Genomic DNA, 23,980 nt, shown 5'->3' with positions numbered 1-23,980 from the left:
CACTATGTTTGGGAATAAGCAGTTGCAACTTCAAATCAGTCAGAAAGATTCTGAAATTACGGAGTTAAAAAAGGAAGTCAATCTCTATCAAAGCCTTTTAAATTTGTGCTTGCATGAAGGTTTTGTAGGCATTAAAAACAATAAAGTGGTTTTTAAGAGCGGGAATCTTGCAAGCTTAAACAATTTAGAAGAACAAAGCGTTCATTTTAAAGAAAACGCAGAGAGCGTTAATTTGCAAGGGGTTTCTTATTCTTTAAAAAGCCAAAATATTGACGGCGTGCAGTATTTTTCACTAGCCAAAAAAATAGGGGGTGTGGGGGAATACCATAAAAGCGATTTGTTTAAAACTTTTTGCGCGAGCTTAAAAGAGGGCTTAGAGAATGCGCAAGAAAGCATGCAGTATTTCCATCAAGAAACCGGCTTGCTCTTAAATGCGGCTAAAAATGGCGAAGCGCATTCTACTGAAGGGTTAGGGACCGTTAATAAAACGGGTCAAGACATTGAATCGCTTTATGAAAAGATGCAAAACGCCACTTCGTTAGCGGACTCCCTAAACCAACGGAGCAATGAAATCACTCAGGTCATTTCTTTGATTGATGATATTGCAGAGCAAACCAATCTCTTAGCCCTAAATGCCGCTATTGAGGCTGCAAGAGCGGGCGAGCATGGGAGAGGGTTTGCGGTGGTGGCTGATGAGGTGAGAAAACTCGCTGAAAAAACCCAAAAAGCCACTAAAGAAATCGCCGTTGTGGTTAAAAGCATGCAACAAGAAGCCAACGATATTCAAACCAACACCCACGATATTAATTCTATTGTAGGCTCTATTAAGGGCGATGTAGAAGAGCTTAAATCCACCGTAAAAAATAACATGATTGTCGCGCAAGCGGCAAAATACACCATCTACAATATCAATAACCGGGTGTTTTGCGGTCTAGCCAAACTCGATCATGTGGTCTTTAAAAACAACCTTTATGGCATGGTTTTTGGCCTTAACTCCTTTGATATTACCAGCCATAAGAATTGCCGTTTAGGCAAATGGTATTATGAGGGCGCGGGCAAAGAGAATTTTTCCAACACTTCAGGCTATAGAGCTTTAGAAAGCCACCATGCGAGCGTGCATGCTGAAGCTAATGATTTGGTTAAAGCCGTTCAAGAAGACCACATTACCGATTTAAAATACCTAGAACATAAAGTGCATTTAATGGAAGATAGTGCTAAACATGTCAAAGAAAATATTGATAAGATGTTTTACGAAAAACAAGATGAACTCAATAAAATCATTGAAAAAATTCAAAAAGGCGAATGATTCCATTCAATGAAGCGTTTTGATGTTTTCTAAATCCTTAGAAGCCTTACACCATGTTAAACGATACCGCAAAAGAGAGTTGTTTGACCCTTCATTAAAGGATTACGCTTCTAATGATTATTTGGGTTTGAGCGTTAAAAAAGACTTGCTTCAAAACGCTTTTAATAAGCTCCAATCCTTTGTTTCTCATTCCCCCAAGGCTTCCATGCTAGTGAATGGCTACCACCCTTTGCATGCAGAATTAGAAGAGCGATTAGCGGATTTGTTGGGGTTTGAAAGCGCTCTTTTAGTGGGGAGTGGTTTTTTGGGCAATCTGGCTTTAATAGACACCCTTTTAGTCAAAAACGCCCTCTTATTCATGGACGAACACTACCATGCGAGCGGGATCTTTAGCACTAAGATTAAGCCTAATCAAGTGATCTTTTTCTCGCACAATGATATTAAAGATTTGAAACAAAAACTCTTTAACGCCCCTAAAAACAAGCTCAAATTCATAGCCATTGAGGGGGTTTATTCTATGGATGCGAGTATCGCTCCTTATGATTTTTATACAATCGTTCAAGAGATTCCTAACGCTTTTTTAATCGTAGATGAAGCCCATAGTTTTGGGACTATCGGCGAGAATTTATTGGGTTTTTTAGAATATTATCGCATCAAAGAAAAAGACAAAATCATTAAGCTCAGCACTTTTTCTAAAGCCCTTGCGAGCTATGGGGCGTGTGTTTTAGCCCCTTTACAAGTCATAGAGTTTTTAACTAATCGTGCTAAAAGCGTGATTTATACTACCGCTTTAAGCCTGTTAGACACCGCTTTAACTTTAGCCCATTTAGAATACTTTATCGCACAAAAACAAAAATTAAAAAATGAGCTTAGCAAACACCAACAGATTATTTTTGAAACTTTAGGTATTAGAACGCTCGCAGGATTTTTTACTTTAGAATTTGAAAGCAATCCCGCTCTTTTAAACGCTCATCATTTTTTGAAAGAAAAGGGGTTTTTAGTGGGAGCTATCCGCCCCCCTACGGTTTCTAAACCCCTTTTACGAGTTTCTTTATCCCTCAAAAACAGCTTAGAAGACACTAAAGATCTTGCGAACACCCTTTTAAATTATTCTAAAATACAATCTTCTTTTAAGAGTGGTTAAATGCTAAAAAAGATTTTTTATGGTTTTATCGTTTTATTTTTAATTATCATAGGGTTGTTAGCCATTCTTATCGCTCAAGTTTGGGTAACTACGGATAAAGATATTGCTAAGATTAAAGATTATCGCCCGGGTGTCGCTTCACAGATTTTAGACCGAAAAGGGCGTTTGATCGCTAATATTTACGACAAAGAATTCCGTTTTTATGCGCGTTTTGAAGAAATCCCCCCGCGATTTATTGAAAGCCTTTTAGCGGTAGAAGACACCCTCTTTTTTGAACATGGGGGGATCAATTTAGACGCTATCATGCGCGCTATGATTAGAAACGCTAAAAGCGGTCGTTACACTGAAGGGGGTAGCACCCTAACCCAACAACTCGTTAAAAACATGGTGCTCACACGGGAAAAAACCCTAACCAGAAAACTCAAAGAAGCTATCATTTCTTTACGCATTGAAAAAGTCCTAAGCAAAGAAGAAATTTTAGAGCGCTATTTGAACCAAACTTTTTTTGGGCATGGGTATTATGGCGTGAAAACCGCAAGTTTAGGGTATTTTAAAAAACCCCTTGACAAACTCACGCTTAAAGAAATCACCATGTTAGTCGCCTTACCCAGAGCTCCGAGTTTTTATGATCCTACCAAAAATTTAGAATTTTCACTTTCTAGGGCTAATGATATTTTAAGGCGGTTGTATTCTTTAGGCTGGATTTCTTCTAACGAGCTCAAAGGCGCTCTCAATGAAGTGCCAATCGTTTATAACCAAACTTCCACGCAAAATATCGCCCCCTATGTCGTGGATGAAGTGTTGAAGCAATTGGATCAATTAGACGGGCTAAAAACTCAAGGCTATACCATCAAGCTCACGATAGATTTGGATTACCAACGCTTAGCGTTAGAGTCCTTGCGTTTTGGGCATCAAAAAATCTTAGAAAAAATCGCTAAAGAGAAGCCAAAAACTAACGCATCTAATGATGAAGATGAAGACAACTTAAACGCTAGCATGATAGTTACAGACACGAGCACCGGTAAGATTTTAGCTTTAGTGGGGGGGATTGATTATAAAAAAAGCGCTTTCAATCGCGCCACGCAAGCCAAACGGCAATTTGGGAGTGCGATAAAGCCTTTTGTGTATCAAATCGCTTTTGATAATGGCTATTCCACGACTTCTAAAATCCCTGATACCGCGCGAAACTTTGAAAATGGCAATTATAGTAAAAACAGTGCACAAAACCACGCATGGCACCCTAGCAATTATACTCGCAAATTTTTAGGGCTTGTAACCTTGCAAGAAGCCTTGAGCCATTCGTTAAATCTAGCTACGATTAATTTAAGCGATCAGCTTGGCTTTGAAAAAATTTATCAATCTTTAAGCGATATGGGGTTTAAAAACCTCCCTAAAGACTTATCTATCGTGTTAGGGAGCTTTGCTATCTCACCCATTGATGCGGCTGAAAAGTATTCTTTATTTTCTAATTACGGCTCCATGCTCAAACCCATGCTCATTGAAAGCATCACTAACCAACAAAACGATGTCAAAACTTTCACGCCCATTGAAACCAAAAAGATCACCTCCAAAGAACAGGCTTTTTTAACCCTTTCAGTGCTGATGAATGCGGTAGAAAACGGCACGGGGCGTTTGGCTCGCATTAAAGGTTTAGAAATTGCCGGTAAAACTGGGACTTCTAACAACAATATTGACGCTTGGTTCATTGGCTTTACTCCCACCTTGCAAAGCGTGATCTGGTTTGGGAGAGACGATAACACGCCTATTAGCAAAGGAGCGACAGGAGGCGTTGTGAGCGCGCCTGTGTATTCGTATTTCATGCGCAATATTTTAGCGATTGAACCTTCTTTAAAAAGGAAGTTTGATGTCCCCAAAGGCTTGCGTAAAGAAATCGTGGATAAAATCCCCTACTATTCAACCCCCAATTCCATCACCCCCACCCCCAAAAGAACAGACGATAGCGAAGAACGCTTATTGTTCTAAGTCTACATGGCTATAGGAACTTTAATGTCTCCGTAATTGATAGAATCTTTAAAGATTTCTTCCACTTTAGAAACGAGAATACTCACCGCTTGATTGTCTAAAGACATTTTATGCAACCCTTCACTCAAAGCGTCCTTATCAAAGGAACGCGCGCGCACTAACGCAAACACTTCCTCATTGTTAGGATTGATATAAATCCCTAAACGATCCACATTCATCAAGCTGTCATAAATAGGCTGTGTCATTTGGATAAACATTTCATTAGTGATCTTTTGCTTGATGCGGTTGGTTTTGGAAAGGTAAGCCTCTTTGAGTTTATGCACAATATTTTGCGCCACTCTTATTGTCGCTCTTTTGGTAGCGATTTTTTCTATCTCTTCAGTTGTCTTACCATCCACAATGTGCGAGCTATCCACCCCTTGCGTGATATACTGACTGCGATTTTGCAACATCCAATAAGGCACATCTTGCAAGAAAGAATTCCTTTGTGAAGTGTTTGGGCAAGTGCAAGCCTGCAACATCAAAACACCCAATCCGCATAAAAATAATTGCTTGCTTTTTAAAAAAGATTTTTCTAACACGCTATCCCCTTTGATTTTGATTTTACAGAGTGTAACACAAATCTTTAAGATTTTAAACAATAATCAGGTAAAAAATAAAAAAAAATAAAATGATTGAAACTTTGTTAAAAAATCAACACGCAGTTGAGCATTAGAATAAGCCGGGTTCTGTCAATGGATGGCCATTTATCTGGGAAATATTTTGCAATATTCCTCAAGCGAAGCGTGTATCAATTTAGACTTACCATGCGCTTCTTGCTACAAATTGGGTTTGCCCAAACAAGCTAAATTGCTTTAGCTCTGGTAGGCTCTTACCCCACCCTTTCACCCTTACCTTAAAAAGGCGGTTTGCTTTCTGTGGCACTTTCCCTTAGCTTGCGCTAGCCATCCGTTAGATGGAATTTTGTCTAATGTAGCCCGGACTTTCCTCTATTCTAAAATAGCGACCATCTTCTAATGCGTTAATATATTAGAAAAAAGTAGCTTTAAAAGAGTTTAAAAATTAAGGGTGTAGAGAATATTTTTATCATTCTCATAGCTCACAAGGACAAGCTCATTATCCCTAAACCCCCCAGCGCTGATATTTTTAATCTCTTTAGGCAAGCCATAAACTTCAAGGATCTCTTCTTTTATAGGGTCTATGACTAAAAGCGTGTTAAATTCCTTACTGAACGCATAAAGCTTATTATCCTTTAAAGCTAGTGCGCTGATAACTAACTCGCCCAGTTTCCTTTTTTCTTTAAGTTTGGCATTGCCTAATTCAAGTAAAAACTCCCCATGCACCTGTTTGTCGCTATTGAGCATGGAGATGATAATCAAATCCTTATAACGCTTGTTAGGAGCGGTAATCAAATAAGTGAATTTAGCCCCTCTTCTTGCAACGCTAACATAATAGTTTTTCGCCCTAGAAGTTTTTAAGCGGCTGCGTTCCACTTCATCAAAAGAGTCAGCCCCTTCTAAAAAATAAGGGAAGTTTTTAAGCGCGTTAGCGTTTTTGTTAGGAGTGATTTCTACGCTCGTTTTATTATTGCCCATGATCACAATGTTTTCATCTTCGTTAAAATCCGCCCCCACAAACGCCCCCACCGTCGCGCTATAATAGCTATCCAACACCATATGGCTATGAATGGTTTTTAAATCGTTACTTACAAGATAAAGCCCTTGGTTTTCTGTAATAAGGATCGCCTTGTCTTCATTGAAACTCAAATCCGTGATCGCTCCATTCAATTTTAAAGAAAGCTCTTCTTTTTTTCCAATCTTTAGAGTTTTTGTAATTTCTAAAGGCGAATGTTCATAATCATTATCTTTAGGCAAAGCACTCAATTTCAAAGGCTCGCCCACATCTCTTCTGCCTAAAACGCTTCTTGGGAATTTCAAATGATCCCAATTCTCCATAGACCAGACCGATTCTTTCAAATTCCACGAAAACCGCACCGGATCGCTTTGCCCTATGTAAGGGAAAGGCCCAGTAGAAACAAACGCCTGTATCGCGTTAGAACCCACCACAATAAAGAAAACATAAAAAGCGCTTTTTTGGAGCGTGTTTAACAAACGATCTTTAAAAGGTTGGGCATTAGGGGCAAAAAAGAGCAAAACCGCCAAAAGTGCCACCACGCTAAAAAAGACAAAAAGCGCCCAAAACTGCGTGTGCAAGCCCAAAATAGCGAGTGCAAAGCCCTGCCCCACATCTTCTAAAGCATGGCTACCGGTATGATAAAAGCTCTCATACAGCCCGCTGCTAGCCATGAGTAGTAGCAAAGCAATGTATTTAGGCTTAAGCCCAAAACGCACCACCAAAAGCGCCACCGCCCCTATTAAAATCATGTTGATGCGTTGCGCCCAGCAAAAAATACAAGGCGAATCTTTCAAAACATAGCCAAAATAAAAATTCGCCAAACCCACAGGAAAGATCAAAATCCCTAAAACCGCCAAAGAAAAAAGATTGTAAAATTTAGCTTCTTTATCCATGTATCCCCCTTATAGATTCATGTTAGGCAAAACGCTAGAGCTGTGGGCTATAAAAATAATAAGCTCCACCAACCACACCACAATCAAAATCCCAAACGCCCAATTTTCTTTTTCAGGCTTTTTAAACGCTATCAAAATAGCGACTAGACTCAAAAGCAGTCCTAAAAACTCCATGCCGTTCCTTAAAATTTTCGTAGGATTATACTCAAAAACAAACTATTGGATAAGTGAAAAATATCTAGTGAATAATTTTTGAGAGAATTATTTTAAGGGAGAAAGCCCTAGTTATCCATATTTGATTGAAACAGATCCAATTTTATCATTTCTTTTTTAACTTCCCATAGATTTTTTTAATTAGAGATAATATTTTAAACAATCTCTCTTGCTTGTTTGTCCTAAGGCTTCTTTTTAATATACCATAACTTTGTGAAGGTTTTAAAATACAAGACAATAAAGAAACATCGTTGCAAAACAAGGGCAGAGCGTTTTTATGCGTTGCATCTGGAAGAAAATAAATTTGTTTAAATTGCTCTTGATCTTGAATACTAGGATGGTCAATGAAGAAATTGACCCATTTTATCACATCATGAATGTCTAAAAAAATTTGACTTTCTTTAAAATATGAAACATATCCAACAGCCCCTTCTACTATTTTTTCATAAGCTTTAGAGCGGTGTTTTTCGCAAGATGAAACATCTTTTTGATAAATTGGAACGCCATTTTCTACATTTAAAATAGGGTATTCAGGGCTTGTTAGCAAAAACTCCATAAAATCCCAATTATGAAAATAAACGGGTTTAGGGTGTGAAAAAGGTAAGAAACTCGCACAATCATAATTTAAAATTCTTAGGAGATCCACATAGCACCCAAAAACTTCTTTGTTTAAAGCTTTTTGGATTAACCCTTGCGAAGAATAGCCTAAAGTAATCGTATCTACAATAGCGATATTTCCTTCTAAATTTGATGAAGACAAGTATTTTCTGTAATTATCTAAACATTTTAACGCTAAATGGCGGCAGTATTCAAAGTTACTATATATGTATATATATGCTTGTTGGTTGGTGGTGATTTGCTTCTTTTTAATTTCTTCTTCGCCTTCTAAAATACGCAAAATTTCCAAACTATCGCCCTCTACGACTTCTAAAAATACCGCTTTTTTTAAAATTCTGGGAGCATAGACATAAGTAGTTTTATATGAATTTGGATATAAAATATTAAAAACTTTTTGCAATAAATAACCATCTCGTGCAACAAACACTAAAGTATCAATATTTCTTTTATGGATCTCTTTATAGATAAACTGGCAATAAGCAACGGCTACAATTCCTGCTTGCATCGCTCCCAAAAGAAACCAATAATCAAATTTTTCATGTTTTTGAATATGATTTTTATAAAAAACGCATAAAGATCCTAAAATGAAGCTTTGTGCAACACTGGTTGGACTAAATGTTTTGTATTTAGGAAAAATTTCTTCAAATTGTTTCAACACGCTTTTTCTAAATAGCGTTGCTATGCCTAAACTTTTAGACATAGCGTCATCTGCCCAAGAATTATCACCAATATGCAACATTTGTGTGTGAGTAATATTTTCTTGTTTTAAAACATGCTTAAACAAATCCTTTGAATGTTTAGTAAGCATTATATGGTTACTGAGATAGAAATTTGTATAACCATCAAAACCCTTAGAAATTAAAATATCTTCAAGGACTTCTAAAGGTAAATACATATCTGATACAATAATCACTCTTTTATTGTTCTCTTTAGCGAAACGATAGAGTTCTAACATCTCTAAGTTTGGAATAAGCACCTCTTTTTCAGTGGCAATTTCTACTCCCTTATATGAATGAAACTCTTTTGGGATTTGATGATAAATTTCATCTAGAGTAATGTCTTGTCTTTTACTGATTTCTCTAGATTGCATTTCTGCCAGGATTCTTGCTTGATGAAAACCTTTAATATTGTATTTAGTCTCAATATACAAAAATAAATCTGTGGGTTTAATGAAAGGTCTTAGAAGGAGAGTATCAAAAATATCAAAAGAAATCACATCATATTTTAAAATCTCACTTTTTGCCCCATCCAAAAATTTGCGCATACAAGAATCCTTTGTAAAATTTGAGCATTATATCATTTTTTTTTTTTTTCAAAAATACAAGAAAAGGGGAAAAAGCTATAGCTAAAGAAATGAGATAAGGAGTTACCCCCTTATTTTTTCAAAGCTTCTAAAGCATGTTTTTTGCCAATTTCAAAGGCTTTTTTGTTCGTTTCAGCGACTTTTGCAGGGACTTTTTTAAGCATGGTGTCTAGCACGACATTTTCTTCTACGCATTTAGTCAGCTCCACGGTAATGGCTAGCGCTACCACAGATTGCGTGATAATGTTACCCACTTCATCTTTAGCGATGCTGATAATGGGGATTTTATAGATCTGGTATTTTTCTTCGTCTTCTTTAGTGGGGGTTACTAGATTGGGATCAATGACAACGATACCGCCTTTTTTAATATCGCTTTTAAACTGGTTGTAGCTGATTTGAGCGACTGAAAGCATGAAGTCAATCTCGCCCTCCTTAGCATAGGGGAAAATAATTTCATCTTTGTCTAGCAAAATATCCACCTTAGTAGGCCCTCCGCGCACTTGCGAAGTGTAAGTGGAAGTCTTAGTGCCATAGCCCCCACTCACAATCTTAGCTTCAGCTAAAATCTCTCCCGCCAACAGCACGCCTTGCCCTCCAACGCCCGTAAATCGTAATTGCGCTTCCATTATTGTTTTCCTTGTGCTTTTTCAATGATTTCTTGATACGCTTCGCAATATTCTTTCCTGTCCGTGTCATGCTTTAAAACGCCTGTAGGGAATTTATCCACCCTTTCTTCAGGACTCATGGCTTCAAATTGGCGTTTGCTCACTAATCGGCTTTCCATCCATTTTAGCATTTGAGACGCTTCGCCCATTTTATTCTTACGCCCTAAATTGATATGGCAATTACTATGGACATCAAAGAAGCTAAAGCCCTTGTGCGTAAAACCTTCTTTAAGCACTTTTTCTAATTTTTGAGGGTCTAAAACGCTCTCTCTAGCCACAAAACTCGCCCCTGCAGCGGTGGTTAAAGCGCATGGGTCAAATTGGTTATCAATATTCCCCCATTGAGCCGTAACCGTCCACATGCCATTAGGCGTGGTGGGCGAAGTTTGGGAGTTGGTCAAACCATAAATGAAATTATTCACTAAAATAAAATTCAAATCAATGTTTCTTCGGCATGCATGCATGGTGTGATTGCCTCCAATAGCAAAGCCATCGCCATCGCCAGAAACCACGATCACATGCTTACTAGGGTTAGCCATTTTAATCCCTGTCGCATACGCTACAGCCCTACCATGCGTGGTATGAACGGTGTTGCAATTCACATACGAGCTCATGCGCCCGCTGCAACCAATCCCGCTCACCAAACACACATCATCCATTTTCCAACCTAAAGTGTCAATCGTGCGGATAATGGATTTCAAAATCACGCCATCGCCACAGCCCCAACACCACAAAGTGGGTATTTTATCCACACGCAAATATTCATCATAATTAAACGCCATTTTAAAGCTCCTTCAACTTTGCGATGATTTGTTTGGGCGAAATCGTGCGCCCATTGGCTTGCCCAAAGAAATGCACCTTTCTTTGCATAGCCCTTTCAATTTCTTCTAAATACTGCCCTTTATTCAACTCAATCACAAGGATTTTTTCGTATTTATCCCCTATTTCTTTCAAGCGTTTAGCCGGGCTTGGCCATAAGGTTTTAGGCCTGAAAAAGCCGACTTTTTGCTTGCTTTCTTTATGGTAATCTTTCAAGGCTTCTTTAACCGCTAGAGAAACCGAACCATAAGCGATAATAACGATCTCAGCACCCTCTAAATCCATTTCCTCATTTTCATTAATAATGTCTTGCTTGGATTCAATCTTATTAAATAATCTGTCAATCAAATCCCCACCGATTTTAGCGTCTTCAGTAGGAAAGCCAATAGGCCCATGGTGCAAGCCTGAAACATGGTAGCGATAACCTTTAAAGAAAGGGTTTAAAACAGCCGGCTCATCTTGTGCGACTCCATAAGGCTTGTAGTCTTTTTTATCGCCCGCAAATTCCTTACGATTAATAGTCATCTTTTGCACTTCTTCTAAATCCGGGATTTGCACCTTGCCATACATATGCCCCACGGTTTCATCCATGAGCAAGAACACAGGAGTCATGAGCATTTCAGCCAAATTGAACGCGCGAACGGTTTCGGTGTAAGCCTCTTCTAAACTAGCAGGAGCGAGCGCGACGGCTTTAAAATCCCCATGTATGGGGTGCCTTAAAAAATTCACATCGCCTTGAGCCACACGAGTGGGCATTCCAGTTGATGGGCCTGAACGCATCACATCAGCGATCACTAAAGGGATTTCTGCCATGAAAGAATAACCGATTTGCTCCACTTTTAATGAAATACCAGGCCCAGAGCTCGCTGTCATAGACTTCGTCCCGCTCATGCTCGCTCCCAAAGACACGCTAATCCCGCTGATTTCATCTTCCATTTGGATAAAATGACCGCCGCATTTGGGTAAAGCCACGCTCATCGCATGCATAATATCCGAGCTTGGCGTGATAGGATAGCCCCCAAAAAACCGACACCCCACTTCAATCGCCGCTTTAGCGACTAATTCATTCCCATCAGAAATAATCTCACGCATTATTTGCCTCTCCCTTCTAAAATAGTCTCTTCTAAGAGCATGTATTTATTGGCCTTAACCTTTTCGCTTCTTTCTTGGGCTTCTTTAGAAACTTTAGCGAATTTGAAATCCTTCCTGTCAGCCACATAAATCGCAAAATCTGGGCAGTGCAACTCGCATTGCACGCAACCGATACAGCTCTCTGGGTAGGCTACTTTGGCCACTTTTCCAAGCACCCTTTCTTTTTCAATCCCCATGCCAAGAACCCCAGCAGGGCATACCGATACGCAAATATCACAACCCTTACACCTGTCTTCATTCACCCAAACGGCAACCCCATCTGGAGCACTCATTTTAGCCATTCATTCTCCTTTGTGCTAAAAGCTGTATTCTAAAGCCCTAGCAATCAAAATTTGCCTAGAATTGTAGCAAGCCTTTTTTAATAAAATCTAAAATGCTTTAATAGTAAGAACTTAAAATTGAAATGAGAAAATACTAAACACTTTTTACTCAATTTAAAAGAAAAAACGCCTCATTAACCTTAATTTTAAAAATGATTATTAGAAAGATTAATGTTTTTTAAATGCTCCTTATAAGTCGCGCTGAAAGCATGTTTTTTATCCGGCATTTTCACAAAATACAAGAAATCCGTTTTTTTAGGGAAAACTACGGCTCTAATCGCTTCTAGGCTCACGCTCCCTACAGGATTTTTAGGCAAGCCCTTAAATTTATAGGTATTGTAGGGGGTGTTATCGGTTTTAATGCGCTCTTTTGTCACTTTAGCGTGTGAAAATTCCTGATAATTCAAAGCCCCATCCATTTGTAAAGGCATGCCTTTTTTCAAGCGGTTAAAAATCACGCTCGCAATCAAGGGCATTTCTTCAACATTGGCGGCTTCTTTTTGCACAATAGAAGCGAGAATGATTTTTTCAAACCACTCTTCTTTATGGTAGTATCCAAGCCATTGTTTGCTTAAAGATTCGTGTTTTTTCATGGATTGACCAATCAAAGTTTGCATGATTTTAAAAGCGTCCTCTCCTAAGGGTAAATGATAAGTGTCTGGCCATATCACCCCATCTTCTATCACAGCACCATTCAATCGTGGAGCGATGCTTTCATAAGCCTGATTGAGATCGCCAACTCCTAACTGGTAAGTCTCGCTCAAAATTTGCGTGAAAAAATAGCGGGTTTCTCCAGGGATTAAAGTCGCGCTTTTTTGCGCCGCTTTTGCTTTGATCAAACGGACTAAAAAATCCCCCTTCCTTAAAGCCCCATCGCCCATATCAATATAACCTTTTTTAGGCATGCCCATTAAGCGTAAAAAAAGCAAATCTAAAGCGTTCATATCCACGCCTTGCTCTTTTAAAGAAAAAAACACTTTTTTGAGCGAACCTTGCGGGACAACCACCACTTTGTTAGGATAAATTGGTATACTTAGATAAAAAAGAATACTAATGAACAAAAGAAAACATGTATCCAAGAAAGTATTTAATGTCATTATCTTGTTTGTGGCAGTATTCACTCTTTTAGTTGTCATTCACAAAACCCTTTCAAACGGCATTCACATACAAAATTTAAAAATCGGGAAGCTTGGCATTTCTGAATTATACTTAAAACTTAACAACAAGCTTTCTTTAGAAATTGAACGCATTGATCTCTCTTCTTTCTTCCATCAAAAACCCACTAAAAAGCATTTAGAAGTTTCTGATTTGATTAAAAATATCCGTTATGGCATTTGGGCGGTGTCTTATTTTGAAAAACTTAAAGTCAAAGAAATCATTTTAGACGATAAAAATAAAGCCAATATCTTTTTTGATGGGAACAAATACGAGTTGGAATTTCCAGGAGTCAAAGGGGAATTTTCCCTAGAAGACGATAAAAACATCAAGCTTAAGATCATCAATTTGCTTTTTAAAGACATTAAAGTCCAAGTAGATGGCAACGCCCACTATTCACCTAAAGCTAGGAAAATGGCGTTCAATTTGATTGTCAAGCCTTTAATTGAACCCAGCGCTGCAATTTATTTGCAAGGGCTGACCGATTTAAAAACCATAGAATTAAAAGTTAACACTTCTCCAATGAAAAGCCTGGCGTTTTTAAAGCCTCTTTTCCAACGCCAATCGCAAAAAAATTTAAAAACATGGATTTTTGACAAGATCCAATTTGCTAGTTTTAAGATTGATAACGCTTTAATCAAAGCCAATTTCACTCCCAGCGAGTTTGTCCCATCGCTTTTGGAAAATTCTGTAGTTAAAGCCACTTTGATGAAGCCTTCAGTCGTTTTTAATGATGGCTTATCGCCCATTAAAATGGATAAAACCGAATTGATCTTCAAAAACAAACAGCTTCTCATACAGCCCCAAAAAATCACTTATGAAACCATGGAATTAACCGGCTCTTACGCCACTTTTTCCAATTTGTTAGAAGCCCCCAAGTTGGAGATTTTTTTAAAAACGACCCCTAATTATTATGGCGATACCATTAAGGATTTATTGAGCGCTTATAAAGTCGTTTTACCTTTGGATAAAATCAGCATGCCATCTAGCGCGGATTTGAAACTCACCTTACAATTCTTGAAAAACACCGCCCCCTTATTTAGCGTTCAAGGCAGCGTTAATTTGCAAGAAGGCACTCTCTCGCTCTATAATATCCCCCTTTATACGCAAAACGCTAATATAAGCTTAGATATTACCCAAGAATACCAATACATCTACATAGAAACTACCCACACCCGCTATGAAAACATGCTGGATTTAGACGCTAAAATCGCTTTAGATTTGAATAAAAAAACCCTTTCTTTGGATTCTTTAGTCCATAAAATACGATTCAACACTAACAATAATATCAACATGCGTTCTTATGGCTTGAATAACGACCCAGATAACCCACAGCCTACTAAATTTTCTTTAGATTTAAAAAGCTTGCATTCTATTATTCAAGAGGGTGAAAACTCAGAGGCGTTTAGAAGAAAAATCATAGACACCATTAAAGCCCAAAGTGAAGACAAATTCACTAAAGATGTTTTCTACGCTACAGAAGACACTCTTAAAAACCTTTCTTTGAATTTTGATTTTTCTAACCCCAGCCACATGCAATGGAGCGTGCCACAACTTTTATTAGAGGGCGAATTTAAAGATAACGCCTATGTTTTTAGAATCAAAGATTTGAAAAAAATCAAGCCCTATTCCCCTATTATGAAATATTTCGCCTTAGAAGATGGCTCTTTAGAAGTTTCTACGAGCGATTTTGTCAATATTGATTTTTTTGCTAAGGATTTAAAAATCACTTTACCTATCTATCATAGCAACGGCATGCAATTCAATTCTCTCTCTTTATTTGGCTCTATTAATAAAGATGAAATTTCTGTCTATACTCCAAGCAAAAACATATCTATAGAAGTTAAGGGGGATCAAAAGGATATTACCCTTAATAACATTGATTTGAGTATTGATGATTTTTTAGATAGCAAGATGCCAGCTATTGCGGGATTATTCTCAAAAGAACGAAAAGAAAAGCCCAGTTCTAAAGAAATCCAAGATGAAGATATTTTCATTAGTGCCAAACAACGCTATGAAAAAGCCCACAAAATTATCCCTATCTCTACACGCATCCATGCTAAAGATGTCGTGTTAATCTATAAAAAAATGCCTTTTCCTTTAGAAAATCTTGATATTGTCGCTCAAGATGACAGGGTGAAAATTGATGGCAATTATAAAAACGGCATGATCATGGCGGATTTAGTGCATGGGGCTTTGTATCTTAAGGCTCATAATTTTAGCGGGGATTATATCAATACCATCCTCCAAAAAGATTTCGTAGAAGGGGGCTTATTCACGCTTATTGGGGCTCTTGAAGATCAGGTTTTCAACGGCGAATTGAAATTCCAAAACACAAGCTTGAAAAATCTCGCTCTCATGCAAAATATGATCAATCTCATCAACACCATTCCCTCCCTCATTGTCTTTAGGAACCCTCATTTAGGGGCTAATGGCTATCAGATCAAAAAGGGGTCTGTTGTTTTTGGGATCACTAAAGAATATTTAGGGTTAGAAAAAATTGATCTTATCGGTAAAACGCTTGATGTTGCTGGCAATGGGATTATTGAATTAGACAAGAACAAATTGGATTTGAATTTAGAAGTTTCCACTATCAAGGCTTTGAGTAATGTCTTAAATAAAATCCCTATTGTGGGCTATCTTGTCTTAGGAAAAGGAGGTAAAATCACCACTAATGTGAATGTCAAAGGCACGCTGGATAAACCTAAAACTCAAGTAACTTTAGCATCAGATATTATCCAAGCGCCTTTTAAAATCTTGCGCCGTATTTTCACACCTATTGACATCATCGTAGATGAAGTCAAAAAAAACATTGATTCAAAAAGGAAGTAAAATGACGCTCAATGAAGCCATTAAAGACAAAGTTTATGAAATCGTAGAAATTGCTAACTGCGATGAAACCCTTAAAAAACGCTTCCTCTCTTTTGGTATCCATGAAGGGGTTCAATGCATTCTTTTGCATTATTCCATGAAAAAAGCCACGCTTTCGGTTAAAATCAACCGCATTCAAGTGGCTTTAAGATCCCATGAAGCGCAATACCTTGTCATCAAAGAAAGCGCGCAAGAATGAGCTTAAAACGCACTAAAACTTACCAAAAAGCCCAACAAATCAAAGAGCTGCTCTTAAAACATTACCCCAACCAAACCACCGAATTGCGCCATAAAAACCCCTATGAATTATTAGTGGCTACCATTTTAAGCGCTCAATGTACGGACGCTAGAGTGAATCAAATAACGCCCAAGCTATTTGAAAAATACCCGAGCGTGAACGATTTAGCACTCGCTTCTTTAGAAGAAGTTAAAGAGATCATTAAATCCGTTTCTTATTTTAACAATAAAAGCAAGCATTTAATCAGTATGGCTCAAAAAGTGGTTAGGGATTTTAAGGGCGTTATCCCCTCTACGCAAAAAGAATTGATGAGCCTAGATGGCGTGGGGCAAAAAACCGCTAATGTGGTGCTTTCAGTGTGCTTTGATGCAAATTGTATAGCTGTAGATACCCATGTGTTCCGCGCAACACACCGCTTAGGCTTAAGCAATGCTAAAGATCCCATTAAAACCGAAGAAGAACTCAGCGATCTGTTTAAAGACAACCTGTCCAAACTCCACCATGCCTTAATCTTGTTTGGCCGCTACACCTGCAAGGCTAAAAACCCCTTATGCGATGCGTGTTTTTTAAAAGAATTTTGCGTTTCTAAAGCTAGCTTTAAGGCGTAGTGGCTTTATTTGTTATAAAATTTATAGTAAAATTAAGATTTTATAATCAAAGTCAAATCATTCTTGAAAGAGTAGAGTTTTATGCCAGAAACAGAAGCTAATAAGTTAAAAATAGCCGAAAAAGAGAAAGAAAAAGCTAGCAAGGAAAGAGAACTAGAGCTTTCCACTTATTTAGAAGAACTCATTTGCGATTATAAAAATCTTTTAGACATGGAGATTGTTTTTAGCGCGGAACTTGGCTCTACGCAAATCCCTTTGTTGCAAATTTTGCGTTTTGAAAAAGGCTCTGTGATTGATTTGCAAAAACCCGCCGGAGAGAGCGTGGATACTTTTGTGAACGGGCGGGTTATTGGTAAGGGTGAGGTGATGGTTTTTGAAAGGAATTTAGCCATTCGTTTGAATGAAATCCTTGATTCTAACGCCATTGTGTATTATCTCGCTAAAAATTCATGAGATTGTTATTCTTGTTATTGAGCGCTACTTTTATGTTACTGGCTGAAGAAAAAATACCTTTAAATGATGACGCCCCCATTAAACTAGTGCATTGGCAAAATGCATTAAAAGAAGTCCAACCTGACTCAAACGCTCCAGCAACACCACCTATAAAAGCCGTGCAAACCACGCTCACTTTTGAAACGCCGTTTAACAAAACGCCTAAAATCATGGAAGTTGAAGGGCAAAAGGTGATCGTTTTAAAAAACGCTAAACTGGATTCTAAAAAAACCATGGATTTTAAAGAAGCTTCTTTGAATGCTTTAGAAATGTTTTCCTACCAAAATGACATCTACCTTTTGTCTAAAAAAGCTAAAGTAGAATTAGAAATCCAAGCTTCAAACAGCAAGGATAAAAAACGGCTCCGCTTGCTTTTTTTGCCAAAAGGGTTTCATTTAGCCCCAAGCCATGAAGAAAAACCTCAGCATGCCAATCTCGCAAGCCAAGATGAAAAAGAGCGAGCCAAAAGTCCCTTAAACACTCTAGAGTTAAAACCCCCACTGGATTTAAGCCATGCTTATAAGGCGTTAGCGGTTATTGTTGCCTTATTCTTAATATTGTATATAATCAAAAAAAAAATTGTTCCTGCACAAGGGTCTTTTTCTGCAAAAGATTTTAAGTTAGAAATTAGCGTTTTGGGTCGTGTTGATGCGAACCATAAAATCATTTCCATAGAAACTAATAAGGAGCGTTACTTGGTCTTACTAAGCGATAAATACGGCCTGCTTTTAGACAAAATAAGCCCAAAAACATCTAAAGAAGAACTGATTAAAGAAGCTGAAAATAATATAAAGAATTCAAAATTAGGAAATTTATATGCCGGAAAATTCTAAACTACAACCTGCTAAGTTAGGGAAAAATTTTGACCCTGTGGATCATTCTAACAGGAATTTTTTCTTTTCTCTCATTCTGTCTGTATTGTTACACTGGTTGATTTATTTTTTATTTGAACACAGAGAGGATTTTTTTCCTTCAAAACCCAAGCTCGTTAAAGTGGATCCTAAAAATTTATTGATTTTAAAAAGAGGCCATTCACAAGATCCCAGTAAAAACACCCAAGGCGCTCCTAAACCCACACTAGCTGGCCCCCAAAAACCCCCCACACCCCCAACCCCACCCATTCCGCCAACCCCGCCAAAACCTATAGAAAAGCCTAAGCCTGAGCCTAAACCAAAACCCAAACCTGAACCCAAAAAGCCCAATCACAAACATAAGGCTCTTAAAAAAGTGGAAAAAGTGGAAGAGAAAAAAGTAGTAGAGGAGAAAAAAGAAGAGAAAAAAATAGTGGAGCAAAAAGTGGAGCAGAAAAAAGTGGAAGAGAAAAAACCTGTCAAAAAAGAATTTGACCCTAATCAGCTTTCTTTCTTGCCTAAAGAAGTTGCGCCACCCAGAAAAGAAAATAATAAAGGCTTGGATAACCAAACCAGAAGGGATATTGATGAATTGTATGGCGAAGAATTTGGGGATTTAGGCACAGCCGAAAAAGATTTCATCAGGAATAATTTAAGGGATATTGGGCGCATCACGCAAAAATATTTAGAATACCCTCAAGTAGCGGCTTATTTAGGGCAGGACGGGACGAATGCGGTAGAGTTTTACTTGCACCCTAACGGCGATATTACCGATCTTAAAATCATCATTGGCTCTGAATATAAAATGCTTGATGACAACACTTTAAAGACCATTCAGATCGCTTATAAGGATTACCCACGCCCCAAAACTAAAACCCTCATTCGCATCAGAGTGCGCTATTACTTAGGGGGCAATTAAAAAATGGAAATCACGCTTTTTGACCCTATAGACGCCCACTTGCATGTGCGAGAAAACGCGCTTTTAAAAGCGGTGTTAAGATATTCTAGCGAGCCTTTTAGCGCTGCTGTGATCATGCCTAATCTCAGTAAGCCCTTAATCAACACTCCAACCACCCTTGAATACGAAGAAGAAATTTTAAACCATTCTTCAAACTTCAAGCCTTTAATGAGTTTGTATTTTAATGATGACTTGACTTTAGAAGAATTGCAACGCGCCCAAGAAAAAGGCATCAGGTTTTTAAAGCTCTACCCCAAAGGCATGACCACAAACGCGCAAAACGGCACTTCGGATTTGTTGGGTGAAAAAACTTTAGAGATTTTAGAAAACGCCCAAAAATTAGGCTTTATTTTATGCATCCATGCAGAACAAGCCGGGTTTTGTTTGGATAAAGAATTTTTATGCCATAGCGTTTTAGAAACTTTCGCTCTTTCATTCCCTAAACTCAAAATCATTATAGAGCATTTGAGCGATTGGCGCAGTATCGCTTTAATTGAAAAGCATGACAACCTCTATGCGACTCTAACTTTACACCATATCAGCATGACTTTAGATGATTTATTAGGGGGGAGTTTGAACCCGCATTGTTTTTGCAAACCTTTAATCAAAACCAAAAAAGACCAAGAAAGGCTTTTATCCCTTGCTTTAAAAGCCCACCCTAAAATCTCTTTTGGCTCTGATAGCGCCCCGCATTTTATCTCTAAAAAGCATAGCGCTAACATCCCGGCAGGCATCTTTTCTGCCCCTATTTTGTTGCCTGCGTTGTGCGAACTTTTTGAAAAACACAACGCTTTAGAAAACCTGCAAGCCTTTATCAGCGATAACGCTAAAAAAATCTACGCGCTAGACAATTTGCCAGCTAAAAAGGTGCGTTTGTCTAAAACACCCTTTATAGTCCCCACGCACACGCTTTGTTTGAATGAAAAAATCGCTATCTTAAGAGGGGGCGAAACGCTATCTTGGAACATTCAAGAAATCGCCTAAAACATGCCGCCTTTTTTGTGGGGCTTTTTATCGTTTTGTTTTTAATTATAATGAAGCGCCAAACCCCCCCCTATGCTTTTATGCACAATCAAACCCTTTCAACCAAAAGCCCCCCCTATTTCACACAGCTCACTATCCCTAAACCAGATGGCGCTTTAAGCGTGCATGCGAGCGCTTTAATCAGCTTGCCTAACGATAACCTTTTGAGTGCTTATTTTAGCGGCACTAAAGAAGGAGCAAGGGATGTGAAAATCAGCGCGAATCTTTTTGACAGCAAGATCAATCGCTGGAGTGAAGCCTTCATCATTTTAACCAAAGAAGAGCTTTCTCATTATTCGCATGAATACATCAAAAAACTAGGTAACCCCTTGCTTTTTTTGCATGGCGATAAAATCTTGTTGTTTGTCGTAGGGGTGAGCATGGGCGGTTGGGCCACTTCTAAAATCTATCAACTTGAAAGCGCTTTAGAGCCGATTCATTTTAAGTTTGTGCAAAAACTCTCTTTAAGCCCTTTTTTAAACTTAAGCCATTTGATAAGGAATAAGCCTTTAAACACCACTGATGGCGGGTTTATGCTACCGCTCTATCACGAATTAGCCACCCAATACCCCTTATTGTTGAAATTTGACAAACACAATAACCCAAGAGAGCTTTTAAGGCCTAATGCCCTAAACCACCAGCTCCAGCCAAGCCTAACCCCCTTTAAAGATTGCGCCATCATGGCGTTTAGAAACCATTCTTTTAAAGATAGCCTCATGCTAGAAACCTGTAAAACCCCTACCGCTTGGCAAAAACCCACGCTTACGAATTTGAAAAACTTGAATGACGCTTTGAATTTGATCAATTTAAACGAAGAATTGTATTTGATCCACAACCCTAGCGATTTATCTTTGCGTCGTAAAGAACTCTGGCTTTCTAAATTAGAAAACTCAAACTCTTTTAAAACCTTAAAAGTTTTAGACAAAGCCAATGAAGTGAGTTACCCAAGCTATAGTCTTAATCCTCATTTTATAGATATTGTCTATACCTACAACCGCTCTCATATCAAACACATCCGTTTTAATATGGCTTATTTAAAATCCCTTCTCAAGTGATTAATGATGCTTATATCTTCTTCTTACACGCTGAGTTTTATATGGCTTTTTTTAATTTTCTTTTTTTTCAAAAATAGAGCGTTAAGTTTAAGGTTTTCGCTCTCTTTTATAAGCGTGATCTTAAGCAATATCGCTTTTAAAGACTCTCTATCGCTCAACGCCTTTTTAAGCAGTTTTACAGCCCCCTTAAGCCCCTTTAGCTGTCTTTTGATCCTTGCTTATGCGCTCTTTTCTTGCCGCCTCCTCCAAAAGCCCCCTTTAGAAACCTTGCAATCTTATAGCGTCATGCTGTTTTTCAATCTGTTGCTTTTGATAGATATTTTAGGGTTTTTGCCTTTTTCAATTTATCATCATTTCATGGCTTCTCTTATTTTTAGCGTGCTTTTTTGCGGCAGTTTGTTTTTGAGCAGCCCCTTATTAGGCATGATCGCTTTAGTGGCGTTATCCAGTTCGCTTTTGATACGTTCTAATTTTCAAATCTTAGATTCTTTATTGGATTTTCCCTTGCTTCTTTTTGTCTTTTTTAAGACTTTATCTCTTGTTAAAAAAAGGTTGTATTAACGCTCATGAAATCCCTATCCCATGCCCTTTTTTCGCTTTTTTTAAAAGGTTTTTATTTCACCTTTTTTATGAGCTTGTTGTTTGTGTTTAATCGTATCGGCTTTATCCTTTATACTGGCTATTATAAGCATGCTTTAAAAAACCCTATTTTTGATGAAATCATCAAAACCCTATTCAATGGAGCAAGATACGATAATCGTGTGGTCTCAAGCTTGGCGATTCTTTTTATCATCATCGGGTTATTAGGGTTATTTGCCCCTAAACACCAAACCAAAATGCTTAATATTACGGCGTATTTTTCTATCGCTATTATCCTGTTTTTAAACATTGCAAACATTGTTTATTATGGCATTTATGGGAATGTGTTTGATGAAAATTTATTGGAATTTTTGCATGAAGACACGCTCACGATTTTAAAAATGAGTGGGGAATACCCTATTTTTTCTAGTTTTTCACTCTTTGTAATCCTTAGCGTTTTAACCTCTTTTATCTATTTCAAACTCCAAAACGCCCTTTTTAAACCCAAAAATGTTTATCAAGCCACCAAACCCCTTAAAACTTTCATTTTATTTGCGCTTTTTTCCCTCACGCAAATGTTTTACATTAACGCGCAATTGAGCTTTGTTGGCGCGTCTTTAGATCTCAGCATAGAGCCAGCCAAAGATCCTTTTTTAATGAAAATCACCCCCGGTGCGTTTCGCAACCTTTATCTTTTAGCGCGCAATTACAGACAAAGTCATAACCTTAAATTCAGCGATTTTGCTAAAGAAACGCCTTTAGAAGTGGCGAAAAATTATTTCAATCTTAAAGAGAACACCCAAAACAACCTCTATGAGTTGCTAACTCAGACAAGCCACAACAATTCTCTTCAAACCATTCAACATGTTTTCTATATCGTTTCAGAGTCTCTGAGTTCATGGCATTTTGATAAAAAATTTGATTCCATAGGGCTAACGAGCGCTTTACAAGACTTGGTTAAAAAAGAACATGCTCACATGCTTTCTGCTTTTATTGAAAGCGCCCCACGAACCGTTAAAAGCCTGGATGTCCAAATCACAGGCTTACCCTATATCAATGATAATAATTTAGTTAATTCAGGGGTGATCCTCCCTAGCTTTCCTATGGCGATTGGCAATATCACAAAAACTCTGGGCTATAAAAACAACTTTTATTATGGGGGTAGTGGGATTTGGAACAAACTAACGAGTTTCACCAAAAAACAAGGTTTTCATGCCCTTTATTTTAACAATCACCTCTTAGAATTTGCCAAAAACAAGCCCTACCCCAAACCCATAGAGAGCAACTGGGGAGTGCATGATAATATTTTATTTGACTACATTTTAGAAAACACCAACCCCCATGAAAAAACTTTCAGCATGGTCATGACTTTAAGCAACCACGCGATCAAAAACGTGAATCTCAAAGCCTTTGGCGTGCCTTTAGAAAAAATCCAAAAATTTGTGGAAAAAACCCCTAAATCAGAAAATCTACCGGACGCTAATTCTTTAGGGCATATTTACTGGTATGACAAAGTGGTGGTTGATTTCATCAAAAAAGCCAGCCAAAAATTCCCTAACTCGCTTTTTATCATCACAGGGGATCACTTTGACAGGAGCTATGAATACGCTAAAAACGATTTGTATATCATTAAATCCGTGCCGCTTATTTTATATGCCCCCACTTTAAAGCCTAAAAAAATCAGTCAAGTCGGCTCGCATTTAGACATCGCCCCTACGATTATTGAATTAGTCGCCCCTAAAGGCTTTCAATTTGTGAGTTTTGGGAAGCCTTTATTTTCTAACAATACAACAAACCCCCCAAGCCACCCCAATTACGCGCTAGGTTATGAAGCGATCGCTACCAAAGATTATTTTTATAACCCGAGTTTGGGGTTAAGGTATTTGAATAAAAACCACAAAGAGCAAGAGGATAAACAAAACGACAAAATAGAAGCTTCTAAGTTTTACCAGCAATTAGAATCTTTGAAAGCCCTTAGTTTCTACTTGCTCTATCATGGGGCTAATCTTAAAGATTGACAAGCTAAAGGGAGTTTTTAATTCCCTTAAACGCATGATTTTTGCTACAATAATAGAATTTTAATTATATAAAGGATAAAT

General features: G+C 38.0%; 22 protein-coding genes and 1 other RNA gene. 13 read left to right on the top strand and 10 right to left on the bottom strand.

Annotated elements, in window-relative coordinates; genetic code table 11:
* Nucleotides 1–4: 4 nt before the first annotated feature.
* The 3 genes from tlpD to pbp1a are packed head-to-tail and all read left to right on the top strand — an operon-like array spanning nucleotide 5 to nucleotide 4,433.
* A complete protein-coding gene (gene tlpD / locus HG567_RS02600) occupies nucleotides 5–1,306 on the top strand; it encodes a chemotaxis chemoreceptor TlpD (protein WP_202140056.1) in 1,302 nt (433 codons plus the stop codon).
* 22 nt (nucleotides 1,307–1,328) lie between these two features.
* Entirely contained in the window at nucleotides 1,329–2,450 is a 1,122-nt protein-coding gene (locus HG567_RS02595) for an aminotransferase class I/II-fold pyridoxal phosphate-dependent enzyme (RefSeq protein ID WP_202163939.1), read from the top strand.
* A complete protein-coding gene (gene pbp1a, locus HG567_RS02590; protein WP_202163938.1) occupies nucleotides 2,451–4,433 on the top strand; it encodes a penicillin-binding protein 1A in 1,983 nt (660 codons plus the stop codon). It begins immediately after the preceding gene.
* 2 nt (nucleotides 4,434–4,435) lie between these two features.
* Here the strand turns inward: pbp1a and HG567_RS02585 are convergent, their stop codons facing one another.
* From HG567_RS02585 to mltG, 10 genes are all read right to left on the bottom strand, one after another.
* Nucleotides 4,436–5,014, bottom strand: coding sequence for a tumor necrosis factor alpha-inducing protein (locus HG567_RS02585; protein WP_202163937.1), 579 nt, complete (start codon nucleotides 5,012–5,014; stop codon nucleotides 4,436–4,438).
* Nucleotides 5,015–5,137: 123 nt separating this feature from the next.
* Nucleotides 5,138–5,453, bottom strand: an RNA gene (rnpB, locus tag HG567_RS02580) — RNase P RNA component class A.
* A gap of 35 nt (nucleotides 5,454–5,488) precedes the next feature.
* Entirely contained in the window at nucleotides 5,489–6,961 is a 1,473-nt protein-coding gene (locus HG567_RS02575) for a disulfide bond formation protein B (RefSeq protein ID WP_202163936.1), read from the bottom strand.
* A 9-nt stretch (nucleotides 6,962–6,970) separates the two neighbouring features.
* Entirely contained in the window at nucleotides 6,971–7,135 is a 165-nt protein-coding gene (locus HG567_RS02570; RefSeq protein ID WP_000394838.1) for a hypothetical protein, read from the bottom strand.
* Between the two features lie 145 nt (nucleotides 7,136–7,280).
* On the bottom strand, nucleotides 7,281–9,056 hold the full coding sequence (locus tag HG567_RS02565; protein ID WP_202163935.1) for an HAD-IA family hydrolase: 1,776 nt from the start codon (nucleotides 9,054–9,056) through the stop codon (nucleotides 7,281–7,283).
* A gap of 110 nt (nucleotides 9,057–9,166) precedes the next feature.
* Nucleotides 9,167–9,721, bottom strand: a complete 555-nt coding sequence (locus HG567_RS02560; protein ID WP_000388016.1) for a 2-oxoacid:acceptor oxidoreductase family protein — start codon at nucleotides 9,719–9,721, stop codon at nucleotides 9,167–9,169.
* Complete coding sequence (locus tag HG567_RS02555) at nucleotides 9,721–10,542, bottom strand: 2-oxoglutarate ferredoxin oxidoreductase subunit beta (RefSeq protein ID WP_202163934.1); 822 nt, start codon at nucleotides 10,540–10,542, stop codon at nucleotides 9,721–9,723. The genes HG567_RS02560 and HG567_RS02555 overlap by 1 nt, the downstream gene beginning before the upstream one ends.
* A 1-nt stretch (nucleotide 10,543) precedes the next feature.
* Complete coding sequence (locus tag HG567_RS02550) at nucleotides 10,544–11,671, bottom strand: 2-oxoglutarate synthase subunit alpha (RefSeq protein ID WP_202163933.1); 1,128 nt, start codon at nucleotides 11,669–11,671, stop codon at nucleotides 10,544–10,546.
* Nucleotides 11,671–12,012, bottom strand: a complete 342-nt coding sequence (locus HG567_RS02545) for a 4Fe-4S dicluster domain-containing protein (protein ID WP_001096895.1) — start codon at nucleotides 12,010–12,012, stop codon at nucleotides 11,671–11,673. The genes HG567_RS02550 and HG567_RS02545 overlap by 1 nt, the downstream gene beginning before the upstream one ends.
* Before the next feature lie 185 nt (nucleotides 12,013–12,197).
* Entirely contained in the window at nucleotides 12,198–13,187 is a 990-nt protein-coding gene (gene mltG, locus HG567_RS02540; protein WP_202140051.1) for an endolytic transglycosylase MltG, read from the bottom strand.
* On the opposite strand from mltG, the gene HG567_RS02535 reads away from it, so the two are divergent.
* The 10 genes from HG567_RS02535 to HG567_RS02490 all read left to right on the top strand — a co-directional run bounded on the left by HG567_RS02535 (nucleotide 13,105) and on the right by HG567_RS02490 (nucleotide 23,899).
* Nucleotides 13,105–16,038, top strand: coding sequence for a DUF3971 domain-containing protein (locus HG567_RS02535; protein WP_202163932.1), 2,934 nt, complete (start codon nucleotides 13,105–13,107; stop codon nucleotides 16,036–16,038). The two genes, mltG and HG567_RS02535, sit on opposite strands and share 83 nt — an antisense overlap.
* A gap of 1 nt (nucleotide 16,039) precedes the next feature.
* Nucleotides 16,040–16,276 carry a FeoA family protein gene (locus HG567_RS02530; RefSeq protein ID WP_033756393.1) on the top strand — a complete coding sequence of 79 codons (237 nt, stop codon included), beginning with the start codon at nucleotides 16,040–16,042 and terminating at the stop codon, nucleotides 16,274–16,276.
* Nucleotides 16,273–16,923, top strand: coding sequence for an endonuclease III (gene nth / locus HG567_RS02525; RefSeq protein WP_202140049.1), 651 nt, complete (start codon nucleotides 16,273–16,275; stop codon nucleotides 16,921–16,923). Before HG567_RS02530 ends, nth begins: the two co-directional genes overlap by 4 nt.
* 81 nt (nucleotides 16,924–17,004) lie before the next feature.
* Entirely contained in the window at nucleotides 17,005–17,376 is a 372-nt protein-coding gene (fliN, locus tag HG567_RS02520) for a flagellar motor switch protein FliN (protein ID WP_001115285.1), read from the top strand.
* Nucleotides 17,373–18,248 carry a hypothetical protein gene (locus HG567_RS02515; RefSeq protein ID WP_202163931.1) on the top strand — a complete coding sequence of 292 codons (876 nt, stop codon included), beginning with the start codon at nucleotides 17,373–17,375 and terminating at the stop codon, nucleotides 18,246–18,248. The genes fliN and HG567_RS02515 overlap by 4 nt, the downstream gene beginning before the upstream one ends.
* Nucleotides 18,232–19,185, top strand: a complete 954-nt coding sequence (locus HG567_RS02510; protein WP_202140047.1) for an energy transducer TonB — start codon at nucleotides 18,232–18,234, stop codon at nucleotides 19,183–19,185. Before HG567_RS02515 ends, HG567_RS02510 begins: the two co-directional genes overlap by 17 nt.
* Nucleotides 19,186–19,188: 3 nt before the next feature.
* Complete coding sequence (gene pyrC, locus HG567_RS02505; RefSeq protein WP_202140046.1) at nucleotides 19,189–20,208, top strand: dihydroorotase; 1,020 nt, start codon at nucleotides 19,189–19,191, stop codon at nucleotides 20,206–20,208.
* A complete protein-coding gene (locus HG567_RS02500) occupies nucleotides 20,184–21,302 on the top strand; it encodes a 3-deoxy-d-manno-octulosonic acid hydrolase subunit 2 (RefSeq protein WP_202140045.1) in 1,119 nt (372 codons plus the stop codon). Before pyrC ends, HG567_RS02500 begins: the two co-directional genes overlap by 25 nt.
* A gap of 6 nt (nucleotides 21,303–21,308) precedes the next feature.
* Nucleotides 21,309–21,863 (top strand): 3-deoxy-d-manno-octulosonic acid hydrolase subunit 1, encoded by a 555-nt coding sequence (locus tag HG567_RS02495; RefSeq protein WP_202163930.1) that lies wholly within the window; start codon nucleotides 21,309–21,311, stop codon nucleotides 21,861–21,863.
* A 5-nt stretch (nucleotides 21,864–21,868) separates the two neighbouring features.
* Nucleotides 21,869–23,899: an LTA synthase family protein gene (locus HG567_RS02490; RefSeq protein WP_202163929.1), complete on the top strand. Its 2,031-nt coding sequence runs from the start codon at nucleotides 21,869–21,871 to the stop codon at nucleotides 23,897–23,899.
* Nucleotides 23,900–23,980 lie beyond the last annotated feature (81 nt).

The sequence above is a fragment of the Helicobacter pylori genome (assembly GCF_016755635.1).
GTDB classification, from domain to species: Bacteria; Campylobacterota; Campylobacteria; order Campylobacterales; family Helicobacteraceae; genus Helicobacter; species Helicobacter pylori_CQ.
This window is presented reverse-complemented; position numbering and strand designations above follow the sequence as displayed.

What these genes read in the sequence shown, in the direction of transcription:
- tlpD (WP_202140056.1), top strand. Translation starts at nt 5, where the DNA reads ATGTTTGGGAATAAGCAGTTGCAACTTCAAATCAGTCAGAAAGATTCT.
- HG567_RS02595 (WP_202163939.1), top strand. Translation starts at nt 1,329, where the DNA reads ATGTTTTCTAAATCCTTAGAAGCCTTACACCATGTTAAACGATACCGC.
- pbp1a (WP_202163938.1), top strand. Translation starts at nt 2,451, where the DNA reads ATGCTAAAAAAGATTTTTTATGGTTTTATCGTTTTATTTTTAATTATC.
- HG567_RS02575 (WP_202163936.1), bottom strand. Translation starts at nt 6,961, where the DNA reads ATGGATAAAGAAGCTAAATTTTACAATCTTTTTTCTTTGGCGGTTTTA.
- HG567_RS02570 (WP_000394838.1), bottom strand. Translation starts at nt 7,135, where the DNA reads ATGGAGTTTTTAGGACTGCTTTTGAGTCTAGTCGCTATTTTGATAGCG.
- HG567_RS02565 (WP_202163935.1), bottom strand. Translation starts at nt 9,056, where the DNA reads ATGCGCAAATTTTTGGATGGGGCAAAAAGTGAGATTTTAAAATATGAT.
- HG567_RS02560 (WP_000388016.1), bottom strand. Translation starts at nt 9,721, where the DNA reads ATGGAAGCGCAATTACGATTTACGGGCGTTGGAGGGCAAGGCGTGCTG.
- HG567_RS02555 (WP_202163934.1), bottom strand. Translation starts at nt 10,542, where the DNA reads ATGGCGTTTAATTATGATGAATATTTGCGTGTGGATAAAATACCCACT.
- HG567_RS02550 (WP_202163933.1), bottom strand. Translation starts at nt 11,671, where the DNA reads ATGCGTGAGATTATTTCTGATGGGAATGAATTAGTCGCTAAAGCGGCG.
- HG567_RS02545 (WP_001096895.1), bottom strand. Translation starts at nt 12,012, where the DNA reads ATGGCTAAAATGAGTGCTCCAGATGGGGTTGCCGTTTGGGTGAATGAA.
- HG567_RS02535 (WP_202163932.1), top strand. Translation starts at nt 13,105, where the DNA reads ATGAACAAAAGAAAACATGTATCCAAGAAAGTATTTAATGTCATTATC.
- mltG (WP_202140051.1), bottom strand. Translation starts at nt 13,187, where the DNA reads ATGACAACTAAAAGAGTGAATACTGCCACAAACAAGATAATGACATTA.
- HG567_RS02530 (WP_033756393.1), top strand. Translation starts at nt 16,040, where the DNA reads ATGACGCTCAATGAAGCCATTAAAGACAAAGTTTATGAAATCGTAGAA.
- nth (WP_202140049.1), top strand. Translation starts at nt 16,273, where the DNA reads ATGAGCTTAAAACGCACTAAAACTTACCAAAAAGCCCAACAAATCAAA.
- fliN (WP_001115285.1), top strand. Translation starts at nt 17,005, where the DNA reads ATGCCAGAAACAGAAGCTAATAAGTTAAAAATAGCCGAAAAAGAGAAA.
- HG567_RS02515 (WP_202163931.1), top strand. Translation starts at nt 17,373, where the DNA reads ATGAGATTGTTATTCTTGTTATTGAGCGCTACTTTTATGTTACTGGCT.
- HG567_RS02510 (WP_202140047.1), top strand. Translation starts at nt 18,232, where the DNA reads ATGCCGGAAAATTCTAAACTACAACCTGCTAAGTTAGGGAAAAATTTT.
- pyrC (WP_202140046.1), top strand. Translation starts at nt 19,189, where the DNA reads ATGGAAATCACGCTTTTTGACCCTATAGACGCCCACTTGCATGTGCGA.
- HG567_RS02495 (WP_202163930.1), top strand. Translation starts at nt 21,309, where the DNA reads ATGCTTATATCTTCTTCTTACACGCTGAGTTTTATATGGCTTTTTTTA.
- HG567_RS02490 (WP_202163929.1), top strand. Translation starts at nt 21,869, where the DNA reads ATGAAATCCCTATCCCATGCCCTTTTTTCGCTTTTTTTAAAAGGTTTT.